The organism is Bradyrhizobium macuxiense, assembly GCF_001542415.1.
In the GTDB taxonomy this organism is placed as follows: Bacteria; Pseudomonadota; Alphaproteobacteria; order Rhizobiales; family Xanthobacteraceae; genus Bradyrhizobium; species Bradyrhizobium macuxiense.
Genome location: NZ_LNCU01000040.1, coordinates 59676 through 83495, shown reverse-complemented (window position 1 = coordinate 83495; position 23820 = coordinate 59676). Strand labels below are relative to the sequence as shown.

General features: G+C 64.1%; 25 protein-coding genes. 7 read left to right on the top strand and 18 right to left on the bottom strand.

Features of this window, described 5'->3' with window-relative positions:
• Nucleotides 1-347 precede the first annotated feature (347 nt).
• From AS156_RS13050 to AS156_RS13030, 5 genes are all read left to right on the top strand, one after another.
• The gene (locus AS156_RS13050) at nt 348-554 is read left to right on the top strand and encodes a ferredoxin (protein ID WP_066504325.1); all 207 of its coding nucleotides are present in this window, start codon (nt 348-350) and stop codon (nt 552-554) included.
• 71 nt (nt 555-625) lie between these two features.
• Nucleotides 626-1852, top strand: coding sequence for a cytochrome P450 (locus AS156_RS13045; protein ID WP_066504316.1), 1227 nt, complete (start codon nt 626-628; stop codon nt 1850-1852).
• 86 nt (nt 1853-1938) lie between these two features.
• Nucleotides 1939-3261 (top strand): MFS transporter, encoded by a 1323-nt coding sequence (locus AS156_RS13040; RefSeq protein WP_066504313.1) that lies wholly within the window; start codon nt 1939-1941, stop codon nt 3259-3261.
• A gap of 11 nt (nt 3262-3272) precedes the next feature.
• Nucleotides 3273-3938, top strand: coding sequence for a sulfite oxidase-like oxidoreductase (locus AS156_RS13035; protein WP_066504310.1), 666 nt, complete (start codon nt 3273-3275; stop codon nt 3936-3938).
• 27 nt (nt 3939-3965) lie between these two features.
• Complete coding sequence (locus AS156_RS13030) at nt 3966-5189, top strand: bifunctional alpha/beta hydrolase/OsmC family protein (protein WP_066504309.1); 1224 nt, start codon at nt 3966-3968, stop codon at nt 5187-5189.
• Nucleotides 5190-5402: 213 nt separating this feature from the next.
• On the opposite strand, the gene pdxR is transcribed toward AS156_RS13030, so the two are convergent.
• Nucleotides 5403-6857, bottom strand: coding sequence for a MocR-like pyridoxine biosynthesis transcription factor PdxR (gene pdxR / locus AS156_RS13025; protein WP_066504740.1), 1455 nt, complete (start codon nt 6855-6857; stop codon nt 5403-5405).
• Nucleotides 6858-6922: 65 nt separating this feature from the next.
• Here pdxR and AS156_RS13020 point away from each other — a divergent pair, with 65 nt between their 5' ends.
• Complete coding sequence (locus tag AS156_RS13020) at nt 6923-7849, top strand: DMT family transporter (protein ID WP_066504308.1); 927 nt, start codon at nt 6923-6925, stop codon at nt 7847-7849.
• A gap of 2 nt (nt 7850-7851) precedes the next feature.
• Here the strand turns inward: AS156_RS13020 and AS156_RS13015 are convergent, their stop codons facing one another.
• The 16 genes from AS156_RS13015 to AS156_RS12940 form a co-directional block, all read right to left on the bottom strand.
• Entirely contained in the window at nt 7852-8907 is a 1056-nt protein-coding gene (locus tag AS156_RS13015) for a YeeE/YedE family protein (protein WP_066504305.1), read from the bottom strand.
• Between the two features lie 109 nt (nt 8908-9016).
• Entirely contained in the window at nt 9017-10030 is a 1014-nt protein-coding gene (locus AS156_RS13010; protein WP_066504304.1) for a quinone oxidoreductase family protein, read from the bottom strand.
• A 33-nt stretch (nt 10031-10063) separates the two neighbouring features.
• Nucleotides 10064-11395: a phenylacetate--CoA ligase PaaK gene (gene paaK, locus AS156_RS13005; protein ID WP_066504737.1), complete on the bottom strand. Its 1332-nt coding sequence runs from the start codon at nt 11393-11395 to the stop codon at nt 10064-10066.
• Nucleotides 11396-11418: 23 nt separating this feature from the next.
• Complete coding sequence (gene paaI / locus AS156_RS13000; protein WP_066504302.1) at nt 11419-11874, bottom strand: hydroxyphenylacetyl-CoA thioesterase PaaI; 456 nt, start codon at nt 11872-11874, stop codon at nt 11419-11421.
• A gap of 131 nt (nt 11875-12005) precedes the next feature.
• Nucleotides 12006-13082, bottom strand: coding sequence for a 1,2-phenylacetyl-CoA epoxidase subunit PaaE (gene paaE / locus AS156_RS12995; RefSeq protein ID WP_066504301.1), 1077 nt, complete (start codon nt 13080-13082; stop codon nt 12006-12008).
• Between the two features lie 2 nt (nt 13083-13084).
• The gene (gene paaD, locus AS156_RS12990; RefSeq protein WP_066504300.1) at nt 13085-13588 is read right to left on the bottom strand and encodes a 1,2-phenylacetyl-CoA epoxidase subunit PaaD; all 504 of its coding nucleotides are present in this window, start codon (nt 13586-13588) and stop codon (nt 13085-13087) included.
• The gene (paaC, locus tag AS156_RS12985) at nt 13582-14358 is read right to left on the bottom strand and encodes a 1,2-phenylacetyl-CoA epoxidase subunit PaaC (protein ID WP_066504299.1); all 777 of its coding nucleotides are present in this window, start codon (nt 14356-14358) and stop codon (nt 13582-13584) included. Before paaC ends, paaD begins: the two co-directional genes overlap by 7 nt.
• A gap of 147 nt (nt 14359-14505) precedes the next feature.
• A complete protein-coding gene (gene paaB / locus AS156_RS12980; RefSeq protein ID WP_066504298.1) occupies nt 14506-14793 on the bottom strand; it encodes a 1,2-phenylacetyl-CoA epoxidase subunit PaaB in 288 nt (95 codons plus the stop codon).
• 13 nt (nt 14794-14806) lie between these two features.
• Nucleotides 14807-15799: a 1,2-phenylacetyl-CoA epoxidase subunit PaaA gene (paaA, locus tag AS156_RS12975; protein ID WP_066504296.1), complete on the bottom strand. Its 993-nt coding sequence runs from the start codon at nt 15797-15799 to the stop codon at nt 14807-14809.
• A gap of 75 nt (nt 15800-15874) precedes the next feature.
• Nucleotides 15875-16744, bottom strand: a complete 870-nt coding sequence (gene paaX, locus AS156_RS12970; RefSeq protein ID WP_066504293.1) for a phenylacetic acid degradation operon negative regulatory protein PaaX — start codon at nt 16742-16744, stop codon at nt 15875-15877.
• A 244-nt stretch (nt 16745-16988) separates the two neighbouring features.
• Nucleotides 16989-17759 carry an esterase/lipase family protein gene (locus tag AS156_RS12965; protein WP_066504290.1) on the bottom strand — a complete coding sequence of 257 codons (771 nt, stop codon included), beginning with the start codon at nt 17757-17759 and terminating at the stop codon, nt 16989-16991.
• A gap of 203 nt (nt 17760-17962) precedes the next feature.
• The gene (locus AS156_RS12960; protein WP_066504287.1) at nt 17963-19246 is read right to left on the bottom strand and encodes a DUF445 domain-containing protein; all 1284 of its coding nucleotides are present in this window, start codon (nt 19244-19246) and stop codon (nt 17963-17965) included.
• A gap of 161 nt (nt 19247-19407) precedes the next feature.
• Entirely contained in the window at nt 19408-19884 is a 477-nt protein-coding gene (locus AS156_RS12955) for a phasin (protein WP_066504286.1), read from the bottom strand.
• Between the two features lie 188 nt (nt 19885-20072).
• Nucleotides 20073-20663, bottom strand: coding sequence for a GNAT family N-acetyltransferase (locus tag AS156_RS12950; protein WP_066504284.1), 591 nt, complete (start codon nt 20661-20663; stop codon nt 20073-20075).
• Complete coding sequence (locus AS156_RS12945; protein ID WP_066504281.1) at nt 20660-21742, bottom strand: PHA/PHB synthase family protein; 1083 nt, start codon at nt 21740-21742, stop codon at nt 20660-20662. The genes AS156_RS12950 and AS156_RS12945 overlap by 4 nt, the downstream gene beginning before the upstream one ends.
• The gene (locus AS156_RS12940) at nt 21739-22122 is read right to left on the bottom strand and encodes a hypothetical protein (protein ID WP_066504278.1); all 384 of its coding nucleotides are present in this window, start codon (nt 22120-22122) and stop codon (nt 21739-21741) included. The genes AS156_RS12945 and AS156_RS12940 overlap by 4 nt, the downstream gene beginning before the upstream one ends.
• A gap of 172 nt (nt 22123-22294) precedes the next feature.
• On the opposite strand from AS156_RS12940, the gene AS156_RS12935 reads away from it, so the two are divergent.
• Nucleotides 22295-23221 carry an alpha/beta fold hydrolase gene (locus AS156_RS12935; protein WP_082747487.1) on the top strand — a complete coding sequence of 309 codons (927 nt, stop codon included), beginning with the start codon at nt 22295-22297 and terminating at the stop codon, nt 23219-23221.
• Here AS156_RS12935 and AS156_RS12930 read toward each other — a convergent pair.
• A partial coding sequence (locus tag AS156_RS12930; RefSeq protein WP_245312775.1) for a spermidine synthase family protein occupies nt 23169-23820 on the bottom strand: 652 nt, incomplete at its 5' end. The genes AS156_RS12935 and AS156_RS12930 overlap by 53 nt on opposite strands.

Genomic DNA, 23820 nt, shown 5'->3' with positions numbered 1-23820 from the left:
GTTATTCTATCTCCATCGAATTGGCCGAACGCCGCAGGAAAATGCCTGCGTTTGATCCCATGGATGCGAGAACGGTTCGGCTTATCTCTGCGGCGGTCCGGACCGACACCACTTGCGTCGGCGGGCGAACGTTCAACCCGGACGTCCTCATGCACTGCAACCAGAAGCCGGGAAGTATCATCACGATTGCCCGTTGGCCGAATTTTCGCTTGACGCGCGAGCGGATCAATAATGTAATAGACTATAACTTGGCGGAGCCGAACTGCCCAAGCAAGACAAACTTGCAAGTTGAAAAATGAGGAACCCAGCGCGCCCATTGCGCGCGAGAGCCGAGGGAGAGCGCTTGCATGTCCAAGCTGAAGATTCGCGTCGACCAGGATAAATGCCAAGGGCACGCGCGCTGCAAATCACTCGCCCCCGAACTGTTCGAGCTCGACGAATACGGCAACGCCCATGAAGTTGGCGATGGATCCGTTCCGGCCGGGCTCGAGGACAAGGCGTGGCTCGCACAGACCAACTGTCCGGAGATCGCGATCGAGGTCACCGAGGAATAGCCGCGACCGAAAGGCGCGCTACATTCCATAGAACCGACCAACGTTTGAACGAACGAGAAGGAAACGAACCGATGTCCGATTCCCCGTCCGCCAGTTATCTGCCCGAACATCCTCCGGTCACCGACTGGGTCAACGACTTCGACCACACCGATCCGGTCTGGACCGAAGATCCGTTTCCGATCTGGGAAGAGCTACGCGCCGCTTCTCCCGTCGTGCACACCGAGCGCTTCCTCGGCTGCTACATGCCGACCACCTATCAGGCGGTGAAGGAGATCGCCTACGATACCGAGCACTTCTCCTCGCGCCGCGTGATCGTGCGCGACGTCCGCCCCGAGATCGGCGCCCGCGCGCCGCCGATCACCTCTGACCCGCCGGAGCACAAGCCTGCCAAGCAGGTGCTGCTGCCGCCCTTCACGCCCGACGCGATGAAGAAGCTCGAGCCGCGGGTGCGCGCGATCTGCAACGAGCTGATCGACGAGTTCATCAATGACGGCCGGTGCGACGCTGCGGCGTGCTACACCAAGCACATCCCGGTGCGCGCGATCGCCCATATGCTCGGCATTCCCGAAAAGGACGGCGACCTCTTCATCAAGTGGATTCACCAGATCCTCGAGCTCGGCATCAAGGACGAGAATGAACTAATGAACGGCATCCGCGAGATGACCGGCTACTTCACGGCCCATCTCGAGCAACGCAAGCAGCAGCCGGGCGACGACCTGATCTCGCAGTTGATGCGGGCGAAGGGCCCCGGCGGCCAGCCGCTCTCCGACGAGCACGTATTGGGCTCGGTACGGCTGCTCCTGATCGCCGGCATCGACACCACCTGGAGCGCAATCGGCTCCTCGCTCTGGCACCTGGCCAAGACACCGGTCGATCGCGAGCGCCTGATTGCGGAGCCCGGACTGATCCCGACCGCGATCGAGGAATTCCTCCGCGCCTATTCGCCGGTAACGATGGCGCGCGAGGTGATGAAGGAAACCACCATCAGCGGCTGCCCGGTGAAATCGGGCAACATGGTGCTGCTGTCGTTTCCGGCAGCCAATCGCGATCCCGCGATGTTCCCCGACGCGGACAAGGTGGTGATCGACCGCAAGGAGAACCGCCACGCCGCCTTCGGCCTCGGCATCCACCGCTGCGTTGGCTCCAATTTGGCTCGAATGGAAATGACTGTCGCGATCGAGGAATGGCTGAAGCGGATCCCGGATTTCCGCCTTGACCCGGCAGGCAAGGTGACATGGTCGGAAGGCACGGTCCGCGGCCCGCGTCAGCTGCCATTGCTGTTCGGCAAGAACGCCTGAGGTAATCAGCGACCGATTAGATCGCGCGCAAGAAATGCGCTAGCTTGGCTCCCGGAATCGAACTGAAGAGTCCGGGAGGCCGCGCTATGCCCGATCAAACCGCTCAGCCCACGAGCGACCACCTCGACGTCCACGATGTCGAGCGGCGCGTGAAGGCCATCTTCATCGGCTCGGTCGGCAATCTCGTCGAGTGGTACGATTTCTACGCCTACACCGCGTTTGCGCTCTATTTCGCGCCCGCGTTCTTTCCCCACAGCGATCCGGTGGTGCAGCAGCTCAATGCGGCCGTGCTGTTCGCCGCCACCTTCCTGATGCGCCCGCTCGGCGGCTGGCTGTTCGGTTTCATCGCCGACCGCTACGGCCGGCGATTGTCGCTGACGGCCTCGGTGGTTTGCATGTGCTTCGGCTCGCTGATCATCGCGGCGACGCCGACCTACGCCACCATCGGTTTTGCCGCGCCCGCGATTCTGGCGGTGGCACGCGTCATCGAAGGCCTAAGCTTGGGCGGCGAGTACGGCGCAAGCGCCACCTATCTCAGCGAGGTCGCCGATGCCAAGCATCGCGGCTTCTATTCCAGCTTTCAATACGTCACGCTGATCGGCGGCCAGCTCACCGCGATCATCGTGTTGTTGCTTCTGCAAAAGGTGTTCCTGACACCGGAAGAGCTCAAGGCCTGGGGCTGGCGGATTCCATTCGTGATCGGCGCCATGCTCGCGATCACCGCGGCCGTGATGCGCCGCAGCCTGCACGAGACCGAGGCTTTCATTGAAGCCAAGAAAGTCTCCAAGCCGACCGGTTCGATCGTTGGATTGCTGAACTATCCCCGCGAGCTGCTGCTGGTGGTCGGGCTTACCGCTGGCGGCACCGCGGCGTTCTACACCTTCACCACCTACATGCAGACCTTCGTGAAGCTGTCCGTCGGATTGACCGAAGACCAGACCACCATCGTGATCTTCGGTTCGCTGATCTTCGCGACCATCCTGCAGCCGATCTATGGTGCGATCTCCGATCGCGTCGGCCGCAAGCCGCTCCTGATCTTCTTCGGTGTCGCCGGCACGCTGGCAACTGTCCCGATCCTGACCGCATTGAAGGAGACCAGATCGCCCTTCACCGCCTTTCTCCTGATCTGCGGCGCCTGGATCTTTGTCGCCGGCTACACCTCGATCAACGCGATCGTGAAGGCCGAGCTGTTCCCGACCAATGTGCGCGCACTCGGCGTCGGCCTGCCCTACGCGATCACGGTGTCGATATTCGGAGGCACAGCGCCGGCCGTTGCACTCTATTTCAAGAGCATCGGGCACGAGGATTGGTTCTACTACTACCTCAGCGGCATGATCTTCCTCTCGCTCCTGATCTATGCGACGATGCGCGACACCAAGCATGACTCCGCGATGCATCGCCACGAGTGACGGCGTAGCTGATGACCGACGACACCGATCCGCCCGCTGAGAGCAAGCTGACGCGCAGTAAGCAGCGCTGGGCGCGTGAAGGCAAATTCCTGACCGGTAAAGTCGCCAGGCCCGACGAGCAACGCCTGCCCCCGGGCCAGCATCTGACGCGGGATTGGCCGGTGCTCGACCTCGGCCTGATGCCCAACATCTCGCAGGCCCGCTGGCGGCTCGACGTCTACGGCGCGGTCGAGCAGCCGATCTATTGGACGTGGGAGCAGTTTCTGGCGCAACCGCAGACGCAATTCGTGTCCGACATCCATTGCGTCACGACATGGTCGCGTTACGACAACCAGTGGGAAGGCCTTGCCACGCGTGACCTGCTCGCTGCCTGCCAGCCTCGCGAGGACGCGCGCTTCGTGGTGCTGCATTCGCATGACGGCTACACGACAAACCTGCCGCTGGAAGACTTCGCCGCCGAGGACGCGCTGCTGGCCCATCGCTGGTCCGGTCAACCGCTGGAGCAAGAACACGGCGGTCCAGTGCGGCTCGTGGTGCCGCATCTGTATTTCTGGAAGAGCGCCAAGTGGCTGCAGCGCATCGAATTCCTGACCGAGGACGCGCCGGGCTATTGGGAGGTGCGCGGCTATCACAACCGCGGTGATCCTTGGGCCGAACAGCGCTATTCTGGTGATTGATCCCGACGACAATGATGGAGCCAGCCCGTGCCGCACGAACGCTTTCAATTCACCGGTGTGGGCGGCCATCAGCTCGCCGCGACCCTTGATAGCCCCGACGGTCCGATCAGGGCCTACGCGCTGTTCGCGCATTGCTTCACCTGCGGCAAGGACGTGCTTGCCGCAAAGCGCATCGCGGTCGCGCTTACGGCCAAGGGCATCGCAACCCTGCGGTTCGACTTCACGGGACTTGGCTCCAGCGAAGGCGATTTCGCCAATTCGACGTTCTCGTCGAATGTCGCCGATCTCGTCCGCGCCGCCGACCATCTGCGCGAGACACGCGCGGCACCCGCGATCCTGATCGGCCACAGTCTTGGCGGCGCGGCAATCCTCGCGGCGGCCGGGCAGATTGCCGAGGCGAAAGCCGTCGTCACCATCGCCGCGCCGTCCGACCCCGCCCATGTCACGCATCTGTTCAAGGACAAGGTCGACGACATTCGCGCGCAGGGCGAGGTCGAGGTGTCGCTCGCCGGCCGTCCCTTCCGCATCAAGCGGGAATTCCTCGATGATGTCGCCGAGCAGAACCTGATGGCGCAGGTCACCAAGCTGCACAAGGCCCTGCTGGTCATGCACTCGCCGACGGACGATACCGTCGGCATCGACAGCGCGACACATATCTTCGTCGCGGCCAGGCATCCGAAAAGCTTCGTATCGCTTGCGGGCTCCGATCACCTCCTGACCGGGACGCAGGATGCGGCCTATGTCGCCGACCTCATCGGCGCGTGGGCCGAGCGCTACGTCGACCTCGCGGCGCCGCAGCTGGCAGCCGACGCGGGCAGCGCGCCACGCAACGTCGTGGTGCAGGAGACCCGTGCCAGCAAGTTCCAGCAGACCGTCACCACAGGTCCGCACCGGATGCTGGCCGACGAGCCGGCGGCCGTCGGCGGCCAGGACTCAGGTCCCGGCCCCTATGATTTTGTATTGGCCGGGCTCGGCGCCTGCACGTCGATGACCATGCGCATGTATGCCGACCGCAAATCGCTGCGGCTTGACCGCGTCACCGTGACGCTCACGCACAGCAAGATCTACGCCAAGGATTGCGAGGAGTGCGAGACACGCGACGGCATGCTCGACCAGATCGACCGCGTCATCAGGATCGAGGGCGAGCTCGACGCCGACCAGCGCAAGCGGCTGATGGAAATCGCCGACAAATGCCCGGTGCACAAAACGCTGACGTCGGAGATCCGGATCATCACCAAGGCCACGGAGTAAGCCTGCAACGCAGCGAGATGGGCCGAGCCGTAGCAGCATGTCGGCTGCCCCCTCGCCCGCTTGCCGGCCGTCGCAGAGGCGAGCTCAAAATATCGAAAACAACCCCATGCAAAGTAGCCGGCAGCCGCCGGCGTTTGAAAACGCAGCTTGACACGTCGGGCAACTCAGCGAGATATTTCCAATATTCCGAAATCGTGCAGTCCACCTTGCCGTCTACCCACGAGCCGCGCGCTTGCCGGCCAGGCAGTTGGCCATGATCCGGACCGCGGCGCCGATCTCATTCTCACGCCAGGCCGCGAAGCCGAGCAAGAGACCGCTGTCGCGCGGCCGTTCCACCGCGAGGCTGGACAACGCACGCACCTCAACGCCTGCGGCGACCAGCCGCGCCACGGCGTCGCTATCTGCTGCGCGGTCCCTGAAGCGGGCAATCAGTTGCATGCCGCCCGGCGGGATCTCCGCCGCAAGGACGTCGCCCAGGTGACGCGTGAGCCCTGCCGCAAGATGATCCCGGCGCGACCGATAGATGCGCCGCATGCGCCTGATATGCGCCAGAAAATGCCCGTCGGCCATGAAGTCGGACAGCGCCTCTTGGATGTGCACGGACGCGATCAGCCCGAGATGCCGCTGCGCGATCTCCATCGTCCGCGCCAGCGCGGACGGCACGACGAGATAGCCGAAGCGAATGTCAGCAGTCATCGCCTTGGCGAAGGTGCCGACATAGAGCACGCGCCCTTCCCGATCGAGCCCCTGTAGTGCCGGCATCGGACGGCTGTCGTAGTGAAACTCGCCGTCATAGTCGTCCTCGACGATCCAGGTCTTGCCGGGCTCGGCAGCCGCAAGGAGTTCGCTACGGCGTGCCACCGGCATCACCCGCCCCGTCGGATGTTGGTGCGAGGGCGTCGTGAAGATCAGCTTTGGTGCCCGCGCCTCACGCATGCGCATCATGCCCCATTCGTCCAACCGAATACCGAGGACATCCGCGCCGGCCGCGCGGAACGCCGCAGCCGCACCGGGATATCCGGGATCCTCCGTCCAGACCGCATCGCCTGGCACGATCGCGGTCGCCGCAATCAGCGTCAGCGCCGCCTGCGCCGTCGGCAGGATCAGGACCTGCTCCGCCTCGGCGCGCACGCCTCGGTTGACCTCAAGATAGCCGCGCAATGCATCCCGCAGGCTTTGCCGGTTGACGACTGTCTGCTCGTTGAAGCGGCGGCGTAGCGCGCTGCGGCGCAGACAGCGCGCCCAGATCTCATGTGGAAATTCGCGCGCATCCGCGAGCCCCGGGCGAAGCGGCCGAAAATCCGCCTGATACGACAGCGGCCAGTCGACATCCTGGAGCCTCAGGGCCCAGGGTGACAGCAGCGGCTTGCGCGCGGCATCACGCTTCGGCACCGGCGCGGCTTTGGCAAACCGCTCCTCGATATCATCGGTCACGACCGGGCGCCGCCGTTCGGCGACGTGCAGATAGCCTTCGGCCGCGAGCTGCTCATAGGCATGCGTGACCGTATTTCGCGATACGTCGAGCTCGGCCGCAAGTTGGCGGCTCGACGGAAGCGCGGCACCACGCCTGATGCTGCCCGCCGAAATCAGCTCGCGAAGCTGATGCGTCAGCTGTTCCGCCAGCCCGGCCTCATCCGACCGCTTCAGCGTGATCAGTTCAGCGAGGATCAATCTGGCTCCCTAACTCTCTAAAATCTGGCTCTTTCGAGAGAGCCAGACAGATCCTATTCAGGATGTCTCCCGCCTGCAAGGACACTGCCGTGAACCAATCACTCGCGCCCGCCAAAGCCGCCATCCTGTTCATCATCGTGGTGCTGGGCTGGGGCATCAACTGGTCGGTGACCAAATCGCTGGTAGCGGAGGTCCCGCCGCTGTGGACCGCGGCGATCCGGAGCTGGATCGCACTGATCGGCCTGCTCGTGATCCTGCGCGCAACCGGCAACCTGATCGTTCCAAGGATGGCCGACGTCCCGGTCGTGCTGAGCGTGGCGCTCCTGCACATGACGCTGTTCTCGACATTGGTCGCCGCCGGCCTGCGTTATCTCCCGGCGAGCAAGGGGATCGTGCTGGGCTACACCACTCCGTTGTGGGTCGCACTCGCCGCCGGCATCGCCGGAACGGAACGGCTCGGCGTGCTCAAGCTCGTCGGCGTCGCTGCCGGCTTGCTGGGCCTTTGCGTGATCCTCAACCCCGCCTCGCTCGACTGGACCAATCTGCACGTGATCGTCGGTGCCGGCATGATCATCCTGGCTGCGATCAGCTGGGCCGCGAACATCATCTACATCCGGTCGCATCGCTGGATCGCGACGCCGCTGCAGCTCCTGCTATGGCAGGTGCTGGTCGCGACCATTGTGCTGAGCGCGATGTCGCTGGCATCGGAAGGCGCCCCCCGCATGACGTGGTCGCCTCACCTTGCGCTGCTGTTCCTCTATTCCGGATTCATCGGCACCGCGCTGGCCTACTGGGCGATGTCGATGGTCAACAAGAGCCTGCCGGCGCTGACGACGTCGCTGGGCACGACCGCGACGCCCATCATCGGCATCGGCAGCGCAGCGCTTCTGCTTGGCGAACCGGTCGATCTCTCGCTGGCGCTCGCGGCGGCCCTGATCGTCGGAGGGATCGCGCTGAGCACGGTTGCCGACGCGCCGTCGCGCGCTTGAGGTCAAGCCGTCGCCAACGGCCTCACCCGGAGCGCGCCGCGCAGACCCGCGCCAGTGCCGAGCAAGATGCCGGCGATCGCGACAAGAGACGACAGCGACAGCGTCGACAGCCCCGTCAGTCCCTGCCCGACCGAGCATCCGAACGCCATCACGCCGCCAATTCCCATCAGCGCGCCGCCACTTGCCGAACGCAGCATATGCTGCGGCGACTGATAGCCCTCCAAATGGAACCGCCCGGTGACGAGCGCCGTGAGCAAGCTGCCGGCGAACACGCCGAACACGGTGACGATGCCGAAATTCAGCGTCGATCCGGTCGACAGCATCATATATTGCAGGGCGTCGGCAATCGGCGCGATGAAGGTGAGCGAGGTTACCGGCGTCGGGTTGAAATCATCGGCGCCGAGGTGGCCGGTGGCGTACCAGCCGGCAGCAACGAGGCCGCCGACGATCAGGCCGGCAACGATCTGACCGAGCGATCTCCGGAACGGGGCATGCGCGAACGCGAAGATGATCAGCGCGGCGGCAAGCACCGAGGCGGCAATCATCCGCGCCTGCGGGGCGCCGAGGCCGAAGCTCGCGAGCACTGCGGGCACCGAATTGGTCGTGAGCGTTAGCTGCGATACCTGCACCATCGCGATCCGCGCCGGCGCGATCAGCCCTTTCAGCGTCATCTCGGCGAAGATGCCAAGCACGATCACGACCACGAAGGAACGGAGATTGCCGCGGCCGAGCAGCACCAGCGCGCGCGAACCGCAGCCGTTCGACAGCACCATGCCGTAGCCGAACAAGAGGCCGCCGACGAACATCACTGGTGCCGAGAACGACGGCTGCAAGTAGATCGACTTGCCGAGATCGACGAGGCCCGCGGTCACGAGCAGCTGCGAAGCCGCGATTGCGACGCCCATCGCCAGCGCATAAGTGCGGACGAGCCGCCCGTCACCTTGCGCCCACCAACCGCGCAGGCTGCTCATCATGCAGAAGCCGCTGACGAGGCCGACCGAACCATAGATCAGGCCGATGATCAGGGCGGAGAGGATGACAATGGTGGTCGGGTCCATGCAAATCCTTCGGTTGTTTCGTCATTGCGAGCGCAGCGAAGCAATCCATGTCACCGCGGCGGGAGAGAATGGATTGCTTCGTCGCTTCGCTCCTCGCAATGACGGTGAATTACGGTCTCAGAATCACGCGGTCGCGCGACGAGCCGGCGACCGCGAGAAACGCCGCCCTCGCCTGCTCCAGCGGATAGACCGCGCCTGGCTCGATCGGAAACGGCTTCAGATGCCCGCTCGCGAAACCGGGTGCTAGCTCACGCAGCACCGCCCCGCTCGCAATCGATGACAGTGCAAGCGTATCGATGCCGACATAGGTGTGCTGGCCGCGGTAGAATTCCAGGATGTTGAACTGAACGATGCGATCGACCGCGGCGATCAGGATCTGTCGGCCGCGCAACGCCAGCGACTCATGCGCGGCCTGGAAATAGGGATCGCCGACCGTATTGTAGACGATGTCGGCGCCCTTGCCGCCGGTCAGCGCGCGCACCTGCTCCGCAATGTCGGTTGTCGAAGCATCGATCACCTCGACCGGTGAATTGGTATGGCCGGCATAGGGCTCGTTCTTGCGCACGACGCCGATGACCCGTGCACCGTGCCAGCTCGCGATCTGCACCGCAGCCTGGCCGACTTTGCCGTTGACGCCCATGACGAGCACGGTCTCGCCCTTCTGCGGCAACCCGGCGCGGCGCAGGCCTTCCATCGCGGTGACGAAGGGCACGCCGATCCCGGCCGCTTCCTCCCACGAGATGCCGGCCGGCCTCTCCACGACCGCATCGGCCTCGACCACCAGATGGGTGGCGTGGGTGCCGTCGCGGCGGATGCCGAGGTCGCCGGACGAGCCGAATACCTCGCGCCCGATCCAGCCCGACGGGCCGTCAACCACGACGCCGGCATAATCACGCCCGGAGGTACGCGGGAACACGGCATAGGGCATCAGCCCAGTCGCCGCCTTGACGTCGGACGGATTGACGGCGGCCGCTTTGACCTCGATCAGGACGTCGGCAGCGCCGCGCGACAGCGCGTGCGTCTCGACCACCGGCGCAATCGCCGCCGCGTTCTCCGCCTTGGCCAGAAGCCGCACGCAGCGCGCGTCTACCGAGAGGGCGTCAGGCTCAGGGGAAACCGGCATCGAGGGCAGTCCTGCTCTATTTCAAAGCAGGAGTTACCCTTTCGGCCGCTTGTCGTAAACACGTTTTGCCTTGCCGAGCGAACGTTCCAGGGTCTCGGGGGCAACGGCGCGGACGCGGGTGGTGATGCCGATCGTGTTCTTGATGAAGTTGGAGACCTTCTCGGCGTGCACGATCAGGCCGTTGCCGTCCCAGCTCTCGGGGCGGGCTTCGGCAAGCACGGTCATCTCGTCCATCCGCCCCTCGCGTGTCAACTCGATGATGAAATGGCCGCCGCACCAGTCGGTCGCCAGCAGGACCTCCTCGATCTGGGTCGGGAACACGTTGACGCCGCGCAGGATGATCATGTCGTCGGAGCGGCCGGTGACCTTCTCCATCCGCCGCATGCCGGGTCGCGCGGTGCCCGGCAGCAGCCGCGTCAGGTCGCGGGTGCGGTAGCGGATAATCGGAAAGCCTTCCTTGGTCAGCGAGGTGAACACCAGCTCGCCCTTCTCGCCATCGGGCAGCACCTTGCCCGTCGCAGGGTCGATCACCTCCGGATAGAAATGATCTTCCCAGATGTGCAGACCGTCCTTCGTCTCCACGCATTCCTGCGCGACGCCGGGGCCGATCACCTCGGAGAGCCCGTAGATGTCGGTGGCGTCCATATCGAAGGCCTGCTCGATCTCGATGCGCATTGCGTTGGTCCAGGGCTCCGCACCGAAGATGCCGAATTTCAGCGACGATTTGCGCGGGTCGAGTCCCTGCTTCTTAAACTCGTCGAGGATCGCCAGCATGTAGCTCGGCGTCACCGTGATGATGTCGGGCTTGAAGTCGTTGATGAGCTGCACCTGCCGCTCGGTCATGCCGCCGGAGATCGGGATCACCGTGCAACCGAGTCGCTCGGCGCCGTAATGCGCGCCGAGGCCACCGGTGAACAGACCGTAACCATAGGCGTTGTGCATCAGCATTCCGGTACGGCCACCGGCGGCGCGGATCGAGCGCGCCATCACATCCGACCAGACATCGATGTCACCCCTGGTGTAGCCGACCACGATCGGCTTGCCTGTCGTGCCGGACGAAGCGTGGACCCGCACCAGCTTCTCGCGCGGCACGGCGAACATATTGAAGGGGTAGTTGTCGCGCAGATCCGTCTTCACCGTGAACGGGAACTTAGCAAGGTCCGAGAGCTCTTTGAAATCCGACGGATGCACCCCGGCCGCGTCGAACGCTTTCCTGTAGTGCGCGACATTGTCGTAGGCATGCTTGAGCGACCAGGCGAGCCGTGTGGTCTGCAGCGCCCTGATCTCGTCCCGCGAAGCGCGTTCGGCCTCGTCGAGCTCGGAGCGATAGCCGCCCTCCTTCACCTTCTGCTTTGCCGTAACCATCGCAAGTCCCTCGAGATCGATCGTTATGTCGTGCTGTCCGTCTCCGGCAACCATGTGCCCGAGATCACCCGCGAGTGGCCGCGAAATTCGGCGATCACGGTGTCGCCTGCTGTCACGCGTACATCGTAGATTCCCGAACGGGCGCTGCGCGAAATCTCGCGCGCGGTGGCGACCAGGCGGTCACCGAGTTTACCGGGCCGGATGAAGGTGATATTGCCCTGCGCTGCCACGACGCGCTCATTGTGGCTGTTGCAGGCAAACGCGAAGGCGGAATCGGCCAGCGTGAAGATGAAGCCGCCATGGCAGATGCGCTGGCCGTTGACCATGTGCGGCTGCACCGTCATCGCCATCACCGCGAGCCCCGGCTTGATCTCGACGATCTCCATGCCGAGCCCCTTGCTGGCGTCGTCCTCCTTCCACATCGCCTCCGCGCAAGCACGGGCAATGTCTTCGGGCGATAGCGTGGCCTTGACGTTCACATCGAACTCCCTGTCATCGAGCCCGTTACGACGAGCCTCTTGTCGGCATCAGTCTTGAGCGCCACGCCGACTGCGTCAACGCTACTTCCGTCATTCCAGGGCGATGCGCAGCATCGACCCCGGAATGACAGCTAAACGTGGTCGTAATCGACCACGACCTTCTCGGAGCACGGCTTGGCCTGGCAGGTGAGGATGAACCCCGCCTTCAGCTCCCACGGCTCGAGCGAATAATTCAGATCCATCGCGGCATCACCCTCGACCAGCTTGGCGCGGCAGGTCGAGCACATGCCGCCCTTGCAGGCGAACGGCAGGTCCATGCCGGCGCGCAGCGCGGCGTCGAGGATCGACTCGCCGTCGGCCACGGGCACCTCACGTCGCTTGCCGTCGATGATCAGGCTCGCCGTCGCCTTCGGCGGTGCGCCGGCAGGAACAACGATCTTCGGCCGCGGTTTGCCGCCGAATTCCGAGACGAAGCGCTCGACATGGATACGTTCGTCGGTGATCCCGATATTGCGGCAAGCCACCTCGATCGCCTCGCTCATCCCGGCTGGACCGCAGATGAAGACGTGATCGATGCTCTCAGCCGGCACCAGCGAGCGCAGCAGCACCCGCACCTTCTCGCCGTCGAGCCGACCATGCAGGATCGGAATGTCCTGCTCCTCGCCCGAGATGACGTGGAACACCGATAGCCGCTGCATGAAGCGGTCCTTCAGCTCCTCCAGCTCCTCGCGGAACAACATGCCCTCGGTCGAGCGGTTGCCGTAGAACAGGAAGAACCGGCTGTCCGGCTCCCGCGCCAGCACGCCCTTGATGATCGAGAGGATCGGCGTGATGCCGCTGCCGGCGGCAAAGCCGGCATAGGTCCGCGCCTGCTCGGGTGCATGCGCGATGCCGAAGCGCCCGGTCGGCGTCATCACATCGAGCTCGTCGCCGGCCTTCAAATCGTGCGCCGCCCAGCTCGAGAACGCGCCACCATCGACCTTCTTCACCGCAATGCGCAGCTCGCCATCATCGGGCCCCGAGCAGATCGAATAGGAGCGGCGGACCTCCTCGCCGTCCATCGTGGTGCGCAGCGTCAGGTACTGGCCGGGCGTGAAACCATAGTCGCTGCGGAGTTCTTCGGGGATCGCAAACGTCATGGAGACGGCATCGGACGCCTCGCGGCGCAGGTCGTTGACGGCCAGACGGTGAAAGCGCGGAGTCGACATGATCAATGACACTTGAAGTAATCGAAGGGTTCGCGGCAGCTCTTGCAACGCCACAACGCCTTGCAGGAGGTCGAGCCAAACTCGGACAGCAGTTCGGTCTCAGTGGAGCCGCATTGCGGGCACGCGACCATCTGCTCGCCGAACAGCGCGCGGCGCGAGGAGCCCGGCAGCGGCGGCGCGATGCCGTACTCCTTGAGCTTGCGGCGACCGTCCTCGCTCATCCAGTCGGTGGTCCAGGCCGGCGACAGCACGGTCCGCACCCTGGGTCGTTGAATGCCTTCGCGTTCCAGCGCGACCGCGATTTCAAGCGCGATCATGTTCATCGCGGGGCAGCCGGAATAGGTCGGCGTAATCGCGACCTCGACATGCCCGTCGTGGACTGCGACATTCCGCAGCACGCCGAGATCGGCGATGGTCAGCACTGGGATTTCGGGATCGACCACCTGCGCCGCCGCAGCCCAGGCACGCTGGCGCAGGTCGGCGTCGCTGATCGCTGATGTCACCATGTCGCCCCCGGAAAGGTTCGTTGCAACGACTGCAACTCGCTGAGGAGATGGCCGAGATGCTCGCTGTGCCGGCCGCTGCGGCCGCCCTGCTGCATCCAGCTGCTTGTCGGCAGCGACAGTGTCGCCTCGTTGACCACGCCCGTGACGGTTTTCAGCCAGCGCGGCTGCAGCACCGCCGGATCGGTCGCGATGCCGGCGTCGATCAGGCCGCGCTCGCTGCCGTCGACGGCAAACATCTCGCCGGTAAAGGCCCAGAGATCGTCGATCGCGGTTTGAGCACGACGATGGCTTTCCTCGGTACCGTCGCCGAGACGGACGATCCATTCTGACGTATGCCGCAGGTGGTAAGCACTCTCCTTCTCCGACTTTGCCGCGATCGCAGCCAGCGTCGGATCCGCCGATGCCATCATCGCGCGCCAGTAGAGATCGGCAAACGCCGCATAGAAGAACTGCCGCACCATGGTACGGGCGAAGTCGCCGTTCGGCTGCTCTACCAGCAGCAGATTGCGGTACTGTCGGACATGACGCAGATAGGCGAACTTGTCCTCGTCATTGTCCTTGCCTTCGACCTTGGCAGCGTAGGCGTAGAGCTCGCGAGCCTGGCCGAGCAGGTCAAGCCCCATATTGGCGAGCGCCATGTCCTCTTCCATCGCCGGCGCATGGCCGCACCATTCGGAGAGCCGGTGGCCGAGGATCAAGGCATCGTCGCCGCGGCGCAGCGCGTAGAGCACCAGCGGCGTTTCGGAAACCACAATGTTGGCGGCTGCCATTCTGCTTTTCCTACCTGGATCCACTTGCTCAGACCTCAACCTGAGGAGCGCCGAAGGCGCGTCTCGAAGGATGGGCCACGATCACTGTGCACGGGCCTCATGGTTCGAGACGCGCGTTCCGCGCTCCTCACCATGAGGGGAGAGAGATCACATATGCCCGACTTCGTCGGGTACGTCGTAAAACGTCGGATGGCGGTAGATCTTCGACTCCGCCGGCTCGAACATCATGCCCTTCTCGGACGGATCGGACGCGGTGATCGCATTCGACGGCACCACCCAGATCGAGAGGCCCTCGCCGCGGCGGGTGTAGATGTCGCGCGCGGCCTGCAGCGCCAACGTGGCATCCGTCGCATGCAACGAGCCGACATGCTTGTGCGCGAGCCCGTTGCGGCTGCGGATGAAGACTTCCCAGAGCGGCGTGTTCGGCGTGGCCATCGGCTGCGTTCCCTTATTCGGCGGCTTGCGCGAGCTGGCGGCTCTTGCGCTTCTCGGCATAGGCCATCGCGGCCTCGCGCACCCAGGCGCCCTCCTCATGCGCCTTGCGGCGCGCCGCGAGCCGATCGCGGTTGCAGGGACCATTGCCGGCCAGCACCTGCTTGAACTCTTCCCAGTCGATCGGGCTGTATTCCCAGTTGCCGTTTTCGTTCTGCTTCATGCCGGGATCGGGAATGGTCAGACCCAGGAACTGCGCCTGCGGCACGGTGGCATCGACGAATTTCTGGCGCAGCTCGTCGTTGGAGAAGCGCTTGATCTTCCACCTGGTCGAGGTGTCGCCGTGCTGGCTCGCCTGGTCCGGCGGGCCGAACATCATCAGCACCGGCCACCACCAGCGATCCAGCGCGTTCTGGGCCATCGCCTTCTGCTCCGCCGTGCCGCGGCACAGCGTCACCATGATCTCGAAGCCCTGGCGCTGGTGGAACGACTCCTCCTTGCAGACGCGGATCATCGCGCGCGCATAGGGACCGTAGGAGCAGCGGCACAGCGGGATCTGGTTCATGATCGCCGCGCCGTCGACCAGCCAGCCGATGGTGCCGATATCGGCCCAGGTCAGCGTCGGATAGTTGAAGATCGAGGAATATTTCGCCTTCCCCGCCAGCATCGCATCGACCAGTTCTTCGCGCGATGTGCCGAGTGTCTCGGCGGCGGCATAAAGATAGAGACCGTGGCCGCACTCGTCCTGCACCTTGGCGAGCAGCGCGGCCTTGCGGCGCAGGCTCGGCGCGCGCGTGATCCAGTTGCCTTCCGGCAGCATGCCGACGATTTCGGAATGGGCGTGTTGGGAAATCTGCCGGGTCAGCGTCTTGCGATAGGCGGCCGGCATCCAGTCGTTCGGCTCGATCCGCTCGTCCTGATCGATACGTGCCTGAAACTCCGCGGCTCGGGCGGCATCCTCGACCGCGCGATCGTCGCCGTCGGACGTGTTGAGCGCCTGCGTATACATGGCCGACCTCCCGGGGTGTTATTGGGGCCAATATATAACATAAATTTCATAATGCAAGAAGTTTTTGTAACATATTTACGTCCCCTCGAAGCGCCGGCCGACCGCTCCATTGGGCTTCGAAAGCGGGCCGTCCTCGTTGGATGCGTGATCGTCAAGCCATTGTTCGGACTGCGAAAGCACGCCTCGATAGATCTCACCGCAGAGCTTTCGCGCGGCCCTGCCCGGCCAGTCCTTCGGCAAGAGCGGCGCCGGCAACAGGGGATCGCGCAGCACCACACGACGGTAGTGGTGGATCAGAAGAATCCGCGCGGTGAAGGCGTCGGCGTCGGCCAGCGGTTCGCCACGAACGATCCAGCCGTGCAACGGCTCGAACGTCTTCATGAACTTCAGATAGGCGTCCGCGGTGCGGTCGAGCGGCCAGCTCTCGCTGAGCAGCCGCCGCCCACTGTCGTCTTCCGCGGAGACTTCGAGGCGGATCGCATGCGCGGCCTCATCGGGAATCGGCACGCCCGACGGTGCGACCCACACGCCGGGCAGCGGACTGCCGAAGCCGGAGTTCTTCAGCGCCTCGCGCGAGGCATCGCGATCCTCGACATTGCCGATCAACAGCAATTCGAAGCGGCCGGTCCAGTCCGACGGCGGCGGATCGTAGATGTGTTTGGTCGCGGTATCGAAGGTCTGCCGGCCCTTTGCGTTCAGCCGATAGAAGCTGTTGCGTCCGACCTTGCTGCGTTCGAGCCAGCCGTCGGCGGCGAGCCGCGACATCGCGGTGCGCACCACGTTGCCGTCGATGTCGAGCGACTTGAAAAACTCGAGCAACGTGCCGAGCCACACCGAGGCGCCGCGCGGCACGATGGCGTCGCCGAACACGGTGATGATGATCGAGCCGGTGCGCGACGGCTCGCGCTTCAATTGGTCGACGATGCGGGCAAGCGGCGGTGGCATGCCTCAACGCATAGCGCGTTTGTCGATTCACGACAATGCGCGAGACGACGCCTCTGCTCCCTCACCGCGCTCTTGCGGGGGGTCGAGACGAGCGAAGCTCGCTCTTAGAGGGTTGGGTGAGGGGCTGCCTCGGCGAATTGGATGGGTATGAGTCTGCGGAGAATCCCCCTCACCCGGATTGCATCTACGATGCAATCCGACCTCTCCCCGCACGCGGGGCGAGGTGAAGAGGGACCGACAAGTTCTACCGATTGGGATCCGGATAGACGATGCTGCGCCAGCCGCCCCGATCGAACGGCGCCCATTCGCCTTCGTTCTGTCCGAGACGATCGGCAACCGCGTAGACCACCGCCGGATGATGGCCCATGCCGCAATGGCTGCTCTCGACCTCGATGCTCTCGGACATCGCGGACGCCTGCTCGCGGCAGCCCTGCCAAGCGCAGACGCCGTCGGTGCGGCTGAAGATCGCGGTGGTCGGCACGGGGGGCGCACCAGCGAGCGAGCCGCCGAAGCGGGCATCCTCTTCGTCGGCGCGACGGCCGCTGGCCATCTCATAGACCCGCCAGGCGTTGGTCGCCTTCGGACCCGCCGCGAACGGGCTGCCAAGCGTGATTACCTGACGCACCCGCTCCGGCATCATCTTGGCGAGTTGACGCGCATAGAGGCCGCCGAGGCTCCAGCCGACCAGCGAGACCTTGCGGCCGTGCTCATCGTTCATTTCCTGCAGCAGATCGATCATCGCATTCTGCACGCCGTCGCGAAGCCCAAGGTTGCGGCCCTGCCGCCAACCGCTGACGGCGTAGCCCTTGCTCCTGAGGAAGTGACGCAGAGGACGGGTTGAAACATCCGACGCGATCAGGCCGGGCAGCACCAGCACCGGATGTCCGTCACCGCGCGGGGCGAGGCTCAACAGCGGCAAAGCACCGAGGAAGGCACCGAGCTCATGGATGGCGCGGCCTTCCAGAAACATCAGCGTCCTGGACGGCGGGCGTAGCGTCTGCGCGGCAACGGGCATTTCAACTCCTCTTCCAGCGCGGCCCCTGACATCTCGGGCGGCCGGTGACGATCAACAGGATGGGTCAATAGGACTGACGCAAACCCGGCGGAATCGTTCCGCAACGCAACAATCAACCTTGAAAAGCTAGGGAACTGATCACTTTCCTGCAAGCGGAGCAGATCACACTTGCCACAACTAAAACGGCTTCCGTGCCAAATCGGTCACAGCAACCGCAGCACATATTCGAGCGTGTAAAGCGCGAGACCGGCAAGCCCGCCGATCAGCGAGCCGTTGAAGCGGATGTATTGCAGATCCTTGCCGACATTGACCTCGATCAACGAGATCAATTGCTCCATGTCCCAGCTCTTCATCTGGTCGGCGATGAAGCTCGAAACGCCGCTCTTCTGCTCGGCGACGACCGTGCGCAGGATCGCGACCAGGCCCTGGTTGATTTCGCCGCGCAGGTCGGCATCGCCGTCGAGCGCGTCGCCCGCCTCGACGAACATTCGTGCCAGCTGATGCTGCAGCACCTGCGACTCGCCCGAAGCGCTGCGCTCGATGAAATCCTTGACGTTGGCCCAGATGGTGCGCCCGAGATTGGCGAGCTCCGGCCGCGCCATCAGATCGCGCTTGAGCCCGTCGATGCGATCGGCGAATGCCTTGTCGCTGCCGAGCCGGTCGACGAAAGACAGCAGCATGCGGTCGAACTCACCGCGGAACGGATGCTGCGGATCGTTGCGTACCTCCTCGAAGAATTTCGTGGCCGAGGCGATGATCCGGTTCACCACGAACTTGTCGGCACGATAGAGTCTCAACAGCGTCGGCATCTCCGCGCGCACCTTGTCGCGGATCACCGCCATGGTCTCTTTCTGCGTCAGCGTCTGGTGCAGCACGCGCAGGATATCGTCGAGCAGGCCGCCATGCTTGCCCTCCTGCACGAAGCCGCGCAGCGCGCCGGCCGCAAGCGGCGCGAGGTCAATCGAGAGCACCTGCGTCGTGATGCGGCGGCTGATGAACTGCATCAAGCCCGAGCTCTCCGTCGCCGCAAACGCTTCGGGCAGCATCCGCAGCACGAAGCGGGCGAGATCCTCGGATCGTTTGCGGTCGCGCAGCCAGTCGGCAATGAAGCTGCCGAAATCGATCTCGCGCAGCTTGGCCTCGACCGGGCCGGATTCCAGAAAGTTGTTCTCGATGAACTCGCCGAGCTTCTCGGCGATGCGCTCCTGATTGCTCTGGATGATCGCGGTGTGCGGGATCGGCAGCCCCAGCGGCCGCTTGAACAGGGCGACGACGGCATACCAGTCGGCCAGTCCGCCGATGGTCGCGGCCTCGGCAAATGCAGCGATGAAGCCGAACACGGGATGCATCGGCAGCAGCGCCTTCGAGACGACGAAGATGATGAGGGTTGCCGCCAGTACACCGGTCGCCAGCCACTTCACCCGCCGCAGCTCGGCGGCGCGTTCGGCATCGACGGGTGTCGCAATGAGGGCGGCAGGAAGGGTCATGGGGATCGAGGAAGCTCTCGCACTGGCCGCACACTAGCCTTCATTGCGAACGAAGCGAAGCAATCGGCGCGACGTCACCGATGTATGAGAAGCGTCGGCAAAAAAGAAGGCCCGCGAAACGGCGGGCCTTCGAAAAGGGCAGTTGTTCAGTGCAAGTGCGATCAGGCGGTCTTGCCGTAGACCTTGGCGAAGTTGTCCTGCGCGGTCTTGGCACCGTCGGCGACGAGCTTGCCGAGATATTCGGTCGTGGCCTTCGCCCGCGAGACGAACACTTCGCCGCTCGCACGGGCCAACTCCGACTGGATCTGGGCAGCTTCGCTCAGCGACTTCGCGGACGCGAGCTTGTCGATGCCCGAGAAGAACGCCTCGGCATCCTGATAGATCGCCTGCTGGATGTTGCGGCTGATCTTGGCGGCTTCGGTCACCGAACCGGCGACAGCGGACTCGATCACGGCGGTCACCTTCTCAGAACCGGCGTGCAGGTCGGCGGCGCGCACCTTGGCGGTCTCAGCCTGCTTCTTCACGAACTCACGGGCGGCTTCCGGCACTTCCAGGTTCTGGAGCTTGGTGAACGCCTCGGTGACGGGCGCGAAAGCTTCCTTGACGCTGTTCAGCACGGAATTGGTCTCGGTGGTCATTGGGGTCTCTCCATCCTCATTTTTGAGCTATGGGCTCACCCCGTCCGGAATGGCCCGGGGCAATGCTGTTGTGCCACAGCGAATGATGCACCGCAACATTAATGTTGCAGCGCGATATCACGAACCGGTGAAGAGCATAAGGAGCGGGCTGATTGCCTGCGGATTAGACAATTAGCGGTATTAAAATACTACTGAACTGCGCCTGGCAGCCCGTAGGCCTCCATCTGCGCCCGAACCTGCGCCACATTGTGCCCGAGCACCACGATGTCATGGGTCTTGCCTTCGACATCGCGGACATGGTCGCGCAGCAGGGCCTCCGCCTTGAAGCCGAGGCTTTCGAACAGCGCGATCGCCGCCCGCTGGTCGACCGTCATCTGCACCGAGAACTTCTCGAGCCCCGCTCCCAGTGCGATGGCAAAGGTTTCCTGCGAAAGCGCCCGGCCGACACCCTGCCCGCGCACCTCGAGCGACACCACCATCCGGATCTCGCCGACGTGCGGTGACCACGAATGCGGATCGCGCACCAGCGTGCCGCAGCCGACCACCTTACCGTCCTTGATCGCGAGCAGGCTCGTGATGTCGCCACGCTCGATCTCGTTGATCCAGGCCGACAGCACCTTGGGCTGGCTGATGTTGCGCGGCAGGAACAGGAGGTCATGCGTCGGCAGCTTCTGCGCGAAGGCCAGCACCGCGGCCTCGTCGCTGCGCGTCATCAGCCGGAATTCGATGTGACCGGCCTCGGTCTTGACGTGGCGCGGATAGGAACGTTGTTCGGTCATGTCGATCTCTTGCCCAACCAGGAGTCCAGTTTCGGCCACAGCCGCTTGATTGCATTGGCGCCGGCGACGAGCGAGACGTGACCGCCTTTCAGCATCACCTCCTCCTTGTCCTCGGAGCCGATCTTGGTGATCAGGTGCTTCGCCGCATCATAAGGCACGATGTGATCGTGCTCGGCGACCGCGTGCAGGATCGGCACCTTGATGTCGGCAAGCTTCGCCTCGCGGCCGCCGACCGTCATGGTGTCGTTGTAGAGCTTGTTGTCCCACATCAGGTCCTTGGTGATGGTGCGGAAATATTCGCCCGCGAGCGGTAGCGTATCGGTCGCCCAGCGATCGAACATCCGGTAGGACTTCACGAACTCGTCGTTCCAGATGTTGTCCCAGAGCTGGATCTGGCCGACGACACGCGCGGCCGGCCGCAACATGTCGAACGATTGCAGGATCAGTTCCGGCGGCATGTTGCCGGTGCTCTCGATCAGGCGGTCGACGTCGAAATAGCGGCGGTCGGCGAAGTTCGAGAACAACTTCATCTCGTGGAAGTCGATCGGCGTGGTGAAGCAGATCAGGTTCTTCATCGGCCCATCGTTGAAGATCGAGCCGTAGAGCAACGATAGCACGCCGCCGAAGCAATAGCCGATGACCGAGATATCCTTCTCGCCGGAATCCTGCTGCACGCGGCGAACAGAGTCCGGGATGAAGTCCAGGACGTAGTCCTCCATCCGCAGCGATTTCTCTTCCGGCTTCGGCGCGGTCCAGTCCAGCATGTAGACGTCGTAGCCGCGCTTGAGCAGGAATTCGATGAAGCTCTGCCCCGGCACCAGATCGAGGATGTAGCCGCGGTTGGTGGTCGCCATCACGATCAGGACCGGCACGCGATAGACTTCGCTCGCCTGCGGCCGGTAGTGATAGAGGTTCATGGTGCCGCGCGAATACAACACATCCTTCGGCGTCTCGCCGAGCGAGGGCCCGGAGGTCGAGAAATATTCGACGCCCTTGATGCTGCGCTGGATCGCGCGCTGCACTTCGGATTGCACCCGTTCCGAGATCGAGGCGAAATCAAACCCGGTGGGAGCATTCATTTTGGCTCTCCCTCCGACGGCGGCTGCTTGGTGCGTGGCGGCCGTGGCGTTGCGCCGTGGCCGTCATCCGGCGCGAGCGAGTTGTGGTGCACCTGCTGCAGCAGCGTCTTGATCTCGTTGAGCTGCCCCTCGATCGACTGCAGGCGTTCGGCCATGCCGACGAGCTGGGCGCGGCTCGGCAGGTTCATCGCGAGCAGATATTTCTCCATCAGCTCGCCAAGCTGCTTCTGCGCGCCAGCCGCGACGCCGCCGGCCTGGTTCATCACCTTGGAAAATTCCGGCGAGGTCATCAACTGGTTGCCGAAGGAGTTGAACCCCTTCTCCATCTCGCCAATCATCGTCTGCCAGATCACGGCAGGGTCGTTGCCCTTGTCGGCCATGCGGCGCTCCTCCTCACCAATTCCGAGCGCTTGCCGCGCTTCGACTTGTTTGTGCCATACGACACTGTTGTCGCTGATCGGTCAACAGCACGGCGCGAGCCGCGGCGTTGAAGGCCTTCTGCGCTGCGTCAAACCATGGCATAGAGGTTCCTGACCGCGATACCAACAGGGGATGCCCGTGACCTCGCTTGCCCATCAGCCGCCGCAGATCGTCCGCGCCAATGGCATCGACATCTGCTACGAGATCTTCGGTGATGCGGATGCTGAACCGTTGCTGCTGATCATGGGCCTCGGCGCCCAGATGATCCACTGGGACGACGAGTTCTGCCGGCAGCTCGCCGCGCGCGGCTTTCGCGTGATCCGGTTCGACAACCGCGACATCGGCAAATCCTCGCATATGAGCGGCGGCAAGCGGCTGACGGCGCTCGAGCTGCTCAAGCTGCGTTTCCTGAGGATCCCCGTCGCGGCGCCCTACCGACTGATCGACATGGCGCGAGACGCGATCGGGCTGATGGACGCACTCGGTATCAGGAAAGCGCACGTGGTCGGGGCATCGATGGGCGGCATGATCGCACAGGAGATCGCGATCACGTTTCCGGAGCGCGTGCTCTCGCTGACCTCGATCATGTCGACCACGGGCAATCCCAAGGTGCCGGGGCCGAGCCGAGAGGCAGGCGCGGTGCTGATGGCGCCGCCGCCGGCGACCAAGGAGGAATATTTCGCGCGGTTCGCACAGACCTGGAAGGTGCTGCGCAACGGCTCGTTCCCGGAGGACGAAGCGCTCGACCGTTCACGCGCGGAACGCACCTACGCGCGCGGGCTCAATCCGGCCGGCGTTGGACGCCAGCTCCGCGCGGTGCTGGCGTCCGGCAGCCGCAAGGAGCGCTTGCGCAGCGTCAAGGCGCCGACACTGGTCATCCACGGCACGGTCGACCCGCTGGTGCGCCCCGAGGGCGGCAAGGACACCGCGGCCTCGATCCCCGGCGCAAAGCTCCTGATGATCGAGGGCATGGGACACGCATTGCCGATCCCAATGTGGCCACAGATCATCGACGCGATCGACGCGCACGCGCATCGGGCGACGGCGAAAGCTGCGTAGGCTCATTCGTCGCGATCCAGATGACGTGTCGTGCGCCACCACCTCTGCCGGTGGCGCGGACGGCCACTTCGTTGACGGCAAACCCGGCCTGACGAAGCGACCTCGTGAACTTCGCATTCGGCCCTGATGACCAGACCGCGAGCACGCCGCCTGGTCGCAGCGCGGACCGTGCAACTCTCAGTCCGGACACGTCGTACAGCGCGTCATTGGCCTTGCGGGTGAGGCCTTCCGGTCCGTTGTCGACATCGAGCAGGATCGCATCGAAGGTGAGCGGCTGTCGCTCGATCAGCCTCGCGACGTCGGCCTCCTGGATGCTGACGCGCCGATCGTTGAGGCTATCGCCAAACAGCTCCGCCATCGGCCCCCGCGCCCAGGCGACAACCTGCGGCACCAGCTCGGCCACCACGATCGTTGCCTTGCTCCCGAGCACACCGAGCGCGGCGCGCAACGTAAAGCCCATGCCGAGGCCGCCAATGAGCACATGCGGCTTGGCAGCCTTTTCGATCCTTTTCGCGGCAAGCGTCGCGAGCGCGGCTTCCGAGCCGGAGAGACGGCTGTTCATCAGCTCGTTGGTGCCGAGCTTGATGGAGAATTCGCTC

Coding starts and splice junctions, on each gene's coding strand:
- AS156_RS13050 (WP_066504325.1), top strand. CDS start 348: ATGTCCAAGCTGAAGATTCGCGTCGACCAGGATAAATGCCAAGGGCAC.
- paaK (WP_066504737.1), bottom strand. CDS start 11,395: ATGGTTACGGCAAAGCAGAAGGTGAAGGAGGGCGGCTATCGCTCCGAG.
- paaD (WP_066504300.1), bottom strand. CDS start 13,588: ATGGTGACATCAGCGATCAGCGACGCCGACCTGCGCCAGCGTGCCTGG.
- AS156_RS12950 (WP_066504284.1), bottom strand. CDS start 20,663: ATGACCGAACAACGTTCCTATCCGCGCCACGTCAAGACCGAGGCCGGT.
- AS156_RS13015 (WP_066504305.1), bottom strand. CDS start 8,907: ATGGACCCGACCACCATTGTCATCCTCTCCGCCCTGATCATCGGCCTG.
- AS156_RS13035 (WP_066504310.1), top strand. CDS start 3,273: ATGACCGACGACACCGATCCGCCCGCTGAGAGCAAGCTGACGCGCAGT.
- AS156_RS12955 (WP_066504286.1), bottom strand. CDS start 19,884: ATGACCACCGAGACCAATTCCGTGCTGAACAGCGTCAAGGAAGCTTTC.
- AS156_RS13020 (WP_066504308.1), top strand. CDS start 6,923: ATGTCTCCCGCCTGCAAGGACACTGCCGTGAACCAATCACTCGCGCCC.
- paaB (WP_066504298.1), bottom strand. CDS start 14,793: ATGGCCACGCCGAACACGCCGCTCTGGGAAGTCTTCATCCGCAGCCGC.
- AS156_RS13040 (WP_066504313.1), top strand. CDS start 1,939: ATGCCCGATCAAACCGCTCAGCCCACGAGCGACCACCTCGACGTCCAC.
- paaX (WP_066504293.1), bottom strand. CDS start 16,744: ATGCCACCGCCGCTTGCCCGCATCGTCGACCAATTGAAGCGCGAGCCG.
- AS156_RS12940 (WP_066504278.1), bottom strand. CDS start 22,122: ATGGCCGACAAGGGCAACGACCCTGCCGTGATCTGGCAGACGATGATT.
- paaE (WP_066504301.1), bottom strand. CDS start 13,082: ATGTCGACTCCGCGCTTTCACCGTCTGGCCGTCAACGACCTGCGCCGC.
- AS156_RS12935 (WP_082747487.1), top strand. CDS start 22,295: ATGCCCGTGACCTCGCTTGCCCATCAGCCGCCGCAGATCGTCCGCGCC.
- paaA (WP_066504296.1), bottom strand. CDS start 15,799: ATGTATACGCAGGCGCTCAACACGTCCGACGGCGACGATCGCGCGGTC.
- AS156_RS13045 (WP_066504316.1), top strand. CDS start 626: ATGTCCGATTCCCCGTCCGCCAGTTATCTGCCCGAACATCCTCCGGTC.
- AS156_RS12945 (WP_066504281.1), bottom strand. CDS start 21,742: ATGAATGCTCCCACCGGGTTTGATTTCGCCTCGATCTCGGAACGGGTG.
- AS156_RS12960 (WP_066504287.1), bottom strand. CDS start 19,246: ATGACCCTTCCTGCCGCCCTCATTGCGACACCCGTCGATGCCGAACGC.
- AS156_RS12965 (WP_066504290.1), bottom strand. CDS start 17,759: ATGCCCGTTGCCGCGCAGACGCTACGCCCGCCGTCCAGGACGCTGATG.
- paaC (WP_066504299.1), bottom strand. CDS start 14,358: ATGGCAGCCGCCAACATTGTGGTTTCCGAAACGCCGCTGGTGCTCTAC.
- AS156_RS13010 (WP_066504304.1), bottom strand. CDS start 10,030: ATGCCGGTTTCCCCTGAGCCTGACGCCCTCTCGGTAGACGCGCGCTGC.